We start from the raw sequence: 6,185 nt of genomic DNA, 5'->3' as shown, positions 1-6,185 counted from the left end.
CGCAGATCGGTGAACGCCGACCAGATCGATGAAAATGAATACTGGATGTTGTCCGCATCGATTCCGTCGTACAGAGCCCACAGCATGGTGTCCACCGACGCCTCACTCCAGTACCCCGGATTAGGGTCTCCCGACGCAGTGCTGTTGCCAAGATCGTATCGGAGCACTTGCGTGCCGTCCGGCCCCATCGAATCGCGCCAGATAGGATCATGCCGGACGACCGAAGAGAAGAAGTTTGCCCAGCCTTCCGACCATGCCAGACGCGGATCCAGCATGTCCCCCAGCGAATGCGGGCCGCCGGGAGAATCATCGCGCGAAAATTTCGCAGCGAGCATGTGCGCGTACTCATGCGCGATGACGGCATCGTCGTATTCGTCCGAATCGGTGCTGCGATCACCCAATATGTAAGCCGTCCCGGTCGATACGTTGAACTCGCTCGTCCCGATGAGTCCCTGCGCCGGATTGCCCACGCGATTCGTGTTTTTCGTACTCCAGAAAATGGTGACCGGAGTCGGCGGAAGGCTCGCGTTAGCGGATTTCACGGTTTCATTCGCGCGTTGAACCATTTCAAGAATGTTGAAGGCGCCGGAGAGCCGGGTCGCGTCGGACAAAAGCAGTCCGGAGTTCAGCGTACTTCCATTGATATTCACCGGAATCGAATAGAGCGCGTTCAGATTCGTATTGTCTTCAACCAGAAGATTGAACGACCGGATTCTACTGAGGACGCGAACAAGCAGAGTTGGATTCGGCGGAACTGCAACTGTGAAACGGCCTTGATCGTCCGTTTCGGATGCGGAAACCACCACTTGCGCGCCGGGATCAAACACTTCAACGCGGGCATGCCGGATCGGAAACATGATACCGGGATCCGCCAGATCGAGGCCCGTATCGGTCACATCGATTTTCTGGTAGAGAGCCCTTCCCGACACAGGCTGCGTCGAGCTGTTGTCCGCCGGCAGAACATGCAACACAATCGGCGGTGAATCGACTCCGTTGCTCCGGGCGCGAAGGCTGACGTAACCGGGCTCCAGCGCCGGAAGCTGTACCAGGAATGTTGGAATACCGGGCGCTATGGTTCCGTTATTGGACAGAACCTGCTGCCCGATCATGAACGTCATGCTGTCAATGGTATTGGTCGAAACGCGGATCGTCTGCCCTGAATGAACATCGGTGGAATCCATGCTGATTATCGGTGCGACTGGCGCATTCGGCGCAAACAACGGCGGAACGGAGGCCGGCGGCAGACCGGCGATGAATCCGGTTGTCTGATAAATCATCGTGGTGCTGTAAAGAAGGGTAGACGAGGTCAGCAAAAGATAATCGCCGTTCGGGTTCAGCGTTGCGGGAACCACATCCCCGAGGTCCTCGGCCATCTTCGAATTTGCAGGAATCGTGACCGTGTTGTGAGCCAGCAGGTTGCCGTCTGCCTGGACCAGGAACACATCCGCAGTGGCGGCAACGCCAGAGGGATTGATCAACACCAGGCCCGTGGCCGTTGCTTGGTTTTCGAAAAGCTCGGAATACAACATCGACGATTGTGGAGCGGCCTGAAATGTCTCCGCAGTCAGGCTCTGCCCGCGATCCAGGACAACCACTCCATCAAGCGCCGTGTTCGGCGAGTCGATCCGCAACCAGCCGTCAATCGAGACCGGAGTGAAGAATAACCGTCCGACAATGTCGGTTGTGGTTTTGGAAACCACTCCGTATGGAGGAATGGTGAATGATATGGCCGCTGGGCTGCTGGCGCCGAACAACGTCACGGTAACCGGAATCGGCGAACTGGTTGGATTCGCTAAAACCAATACCGGAGTGAATCCGCTCCCACTGACAAAATGTGGCGCAATGCGCGAGGCGGACTGCTGATCCACCGCCTGACCTTCCACGGCCATGAAAGTGTCGGAACGATTGACGATTGCCGTTGCAGCAACATTGACCGTGGATGTGATTCTTGCCGAAATATAGTCCGCCGGCAGACTCGGAGAAATCGAAGAAGGCCCGATCCGCTGGAACGCGTGAGGCGCGATGGTGAGAGTCGTGGTCCCAATGGGCGCCTGCCCGGCCGCCCCATACAGCTGGACAGTCACGCTGGCAGCGCTGCTTCCCGAGTTCGGATTGACGATAACGATCTGGGTATCGTAGAGGGAATCCTCTCGAATCAGAGGAATCACCTGCGTCGACAGCGCCGCTTCGGACGGCGAACCTTGCAGAGTTGTTGCAAAGTCGCCGGTCAGATATGAACCGAGAAGTCCGGGCGTCGGGCTGGTGGCCTGAACCCAGCCATCGGCCGCCGCAGCGCCAAAGATATCCGCCGCCAGCAACGAAACCTGACCTTTGGGTGCCACCCGGTAGCGGACCGGGTTCAACGGGACAGACGTGACCTTACTGCCATCCAATCCATAGAAAGTAAACGTGACATCGGCATAATTCGATGTCGGATTGGTGACCGCAAAACCCGCTTTAGACTGCTGGCTGACAGTGGCTTTCGCGAAATTCAACACCGATCCCGCTGGGATGATGGACTGCGCGGAGGCAAACGGGGACAAGATGAGGCATAGTCCCAGTGTGTAAACCACGCGTAATAGTGTGTTGAATTTAATCACACGAATCCTTGCAATCGGCCGCAACCATCTGATACTGCGGCGCGTTCGGTAAAACAGACTTCCGTATCAAGCAGGTATCCTTCCATCGATCGCGGCGCGCACAGCATTCACGTCTGCAGGCACATCGACGGGCAGGTTCTGCAGGGCAGGATTGACCTCGGGGAGCAGGCCCTGATGGAATTTGGTTTTAAAGTCGGCGAATTTCAATCCATGCGCGGTGCTGATGACGACCACCCTCGAAGAGGCCGGAATCATCCGCGATTTAACGAGCTTCATCGTGGAAGCGAGAGCAACTCCGGTTTGCGGATCATTGAAAAATCCATAACGATCGACCTCGGCACTGGCGTTGACCAGCTCGGCCTCGGTCGCCTGTTCCACGATGCCGTCCGTGGCCTTCAAAGCTCGCACGGCTTTACCGAAGCTGACCGGATTGCCGATCTGGATCGCCGTCGCATGGGTGCTTCCGGCCGTCACGGGCTGGAGGTTCCCAAAACCTTCACGATAGGCCCGGTAGAGCGGATTGGCCTTCTCGGCCTGGGCACAAACCAGACGGGGAAGGCGATCGATCATCCCGAGCTCGCGCATCAACAGAAAACCGCTTCCGATGGCGGAGACGTTGCCAAGATTGCCGCCCGGAACAACAACGAAATCCGGAACGTTCCAGCCCAGCTGCTGAACGATTTCGAAACTGATCGTCTTCTGCCCTTCCACTCGAAGCGAGTTCATGGAGTTCGCGAGGTATATCGATCGATCCTTTGTGATTTCCTGGACGATCTTCATGCAGCCGTCAAAATCCGTGTCGATGGAAATCGTCAGCGCATTGTTCGCGACAGGCTGAATGAGCTGTGCAATCGAAACTTTGTCCTTCGGTAGAAACACAATCGAGGGAAGGCCCGCCGCCGCGCAATACGCCGAAAGAGCAGCCGAGGTATCGCCTGTGGACGCGCAGGCAACCGCGCGGACGTGGGAGCGGATCTGATTGACCATCGACACGAGGACGGTCATGCCGAGATCTTTAAAGGAACCGGTATGGGAAGTACCGCACTGCTTGATGTAAATCTCGTCAATCCCGAGCTGTTTGGCGAAGCGGTCGGATTTGATGAGCGGGGTGTTCCCTTCCCCCAGCGAAACGATGCTGCCGCCCTCAAGCTCGGGCAGAACCATCTCCTTCTTCGACCAGACACCGCTCATCCGGCCCAGGCGGGAATCGAAAACCTGCTTCCACTCACTCCCCGTCTTCTGCTTCAAAGCCTGGACGTCATGGCGCACCTCGAGCAGGCCGCCACAGGACTCACAGCGATAAACAATTTGATCGAGCCGGTAGCGGACTCCACATCCGGCAAAGCATTCAAACCAGGCGTGTAAGTTCATGAAAAGTTGAATGGTTAATATAACGGCGGGATGGGATTAGGTCAATGGAACTAAGGAGGGATGGGGAAAAAAAACCTATTGGAAATTGCATCATTCGAGGTTTCTGCATTTCAAATTTGAAATGCAGAAACCTCGAATGATGCAATTTCCAATAGTTATATCGCCTCGCTTTCCGAAGGCTCGGGGAAGGCATTCCCCCGAAAGGGGAACGCTTTATTTTCTGGGGGAAGGCATTCAAAGAACAGGAAAGGTTGATCGCGGAGGCCTTTGCATAATATGTTCTTGCGACCGCTTTCTGTAGGGAACACTCACAATCAGGAGCTGAGAAAATGGATGTTCAGGCTTATCACGGCGTCAGTGCGTCTGTGCACCAGTCGAACGTAACGAACCTGTCTGGCAAGGGCTATGGGATGATCTCCCTGAGTGTCTATGGAGACACGGGAGATCCCCAATACGCGGCGGTGTGGGTCAACCGACCGATGCCGAAATGGGCCGCGGTGCACGGGATCAGCCCGGCCGTATACCAGTCGTGGGTCAACACCTGGGTCGCGAAGGGATACGGCCTGTCGCTCGTGTCGGTGACCGGTTCCTCGCCGACCGACGCGATCTTCGCCGCGGTCATGACCGAGGGCGCTCCGGCCGGCTGGTCCGCCCAGCACGGCCTCTCGGAGAACGACTTCAACACCGCGAACGCGACCGCGCTCGCGAACCGTAAGATGCCGCTTTCCGTTGCGATCTACGGTGAGGGCGGAAACCGGACGTATGCCGGCGTCTGGTGGCCGAACCCGGGCTTCGTGAAGTGGATGGTCAACCCGTCCGACCCGGCCGCCGCCTACCAGACGACGTTCAACGTCGACACACAGCTCCCCGGCTACACCCTGAACGCGTGGCGGCCCGCGTACGTCGCGCACTCGGGTGACCAGACCTACTGCTCCGTGTTTCGCGACGACGTTGTCGACGACTGGTTCGCGTTCCACGGGCTCACGGCCGCTCAGTACCAGACGGAGTTCGACAACCAGAAGAAGGCGGGCCGCTATCCGATCTGCGTGCAGGGCGGCGGCAGCGGCAACAGCGCCCTGTACGCCGCGGTGTTTGCCAAGAACGACGTGCCCGAGGCGCGGCAGTGGACGGCGGCCGGAACCGCAGTCCCGGCCCAGGCCAATATCGACGCCGCGTTCAAGACGTTCATGCAGGCGAACGGGATCCGAGCCGCGCAGATGGCGTTCGGAAAGAACGGAACGATGGAGTTCGCCCGTGGCTATACCTGGGCAGAGCCGGGATACCGGGTCACCCAGCCGAGCGACCGTTTCCTGCTCGCAAGCTGCAGCAAGATGTTCTGCGAGGCGGCGATCCAGTCGTTGTTCGACGCCAAGAAGCTCGCGCCCGGCGACTACGCGTTCGCGAAAATCGGGATCTCGAACCCGGGTCACACGACCAACCACGACTCGATCACCGTCCAGCACCTGCTCGACCACAAGTCGGGGTACGACGACGGCGTCGCGCCGTACTTCGATCCCACATACAAGATGGGACAAGTCGCGCTGGCTATCGGCGTCACCCGGCCGACGCGGATGGACATCTGCAAGTACATGTATGGCCAGCCGCTGCAGCACACGCCCGGCGCGACCTACGCCTACTCGAACTTCGGCTACCTGTTCCTGGCCACGTTGGTCGAGAAGGTGTCAGGAACGGACTACTTCACCTACCTGAACTCGACGCTGCTCGCCCCGGCGGGGATCACCGAGGTGCAAGTGATATCGACCGCCGCCTCCGGGCGCAATTCCAACGAGGCGATCGCCGAGGATCCGGCGTTGGGGGCGAACGTGCTCGCCCCCAACTCATCGGTCCCGGTACCGCAGGTCTACGGCGGCGACGGCGAGATCAACGAGGTCGGCGTCGGCAACGACGGGATGGGCGCCTCCGCGCGGGCGCTAGCACAGTTCGCCCATCTGCACGCGGTCTGGGGCAACGGGCCACGCAGTCCCGGCTCCGCGCGCGACGGGAGCACGCCCGGAGCGTCGACGTACGTGTGGTCTCGCGGCGACGGCGTCGACGCCGGGTTCACGCTCAACACGCGAACCTGGCCCGCCGGAGCGAATCCGGTGATGGTCAACGGCAAGGTGCTCCTGGACTCAAACGGCAATCCGGTGAACATCGTCGATCACTTCAAGTCCCAGATCGACGCTCTGCTTCCCTAGGAAACGAGAGGACGTC

General features: G+C 58.9%; 3 protein-coding genes. 1 reads left to right on the top strand and 2 read right to left on the bottom strand.

The window, feature by feature from the left end:
* Both VGK48_23360 and thrC read right to left on the bottom strand, forming a co-directional pair.
* Positions 1-2,600 (bottom strand): hypothetical protein (locus VGK48_23360; GenBank protein HEY2384124.1); only part of this gene is annotated, 2,600 nt, incomplete at its 3' end.
* Between the two features lie 66 nt (positions 2,601-2,666).
* Positions 2,667-3,971: a threonine synthase gene (thrC, locus tag VGK48_23355; protein ID HEY2384123.1), complete on the bottom strand. Its 1,305-nt coding sequence runs from the start codon at positions 3,969-3,971 to the stop codon at positions 2,667-2,669.
* Between the two features lie 329 nt (positions 3,972-4,300).
* Between thrC and VGK48_23350 the strand changes: the two genes are divergently transcribed.
* Positions 4,301-6,169 carry a serine hydrolase gene (locus tag VGK48_23350; GenBank protein HEY2384122.1) on the top strand — a complete coding sequence of 623 codons (1,869 nt, stop codon included), beginning with the start codon at positions 4,301-4,303 and terminating at the stop codon, positions 6,167-6,169.
* The last annotated feature ends 16 nt before the right edge of the window (positions 6,170-6,185 follow it).

It is taken from the genome of Terriglobia bacterium, assembly GCA_036496425.1.
GTDB lineage: Bacteria > Acidobacteriota > Terriglobia > 20CM-2-55-15 > 20CM-2-55-15 > 20CM-2-55-15.
This window is presented reverse-complemented; position numbering and strand designations above follow the sequence as displayed.

Excerpts from the sequence above, each read along its gene's own strand:
- thrC (HEY2384123.1), bottom strand. The coding sequence starts at position 3,971 with ATGAACTTACACGCCTGGTTTGAATGCTTTGCCGGATGTGGAGTCCGC.
- VGK48_23350 (HEY2384122.1), top strand. The coding sequence starts at position 4,301 with ATGGATGTTCAGGCTTATCACGGCGTCAGTGCGTCTGTGCACCAGTCG.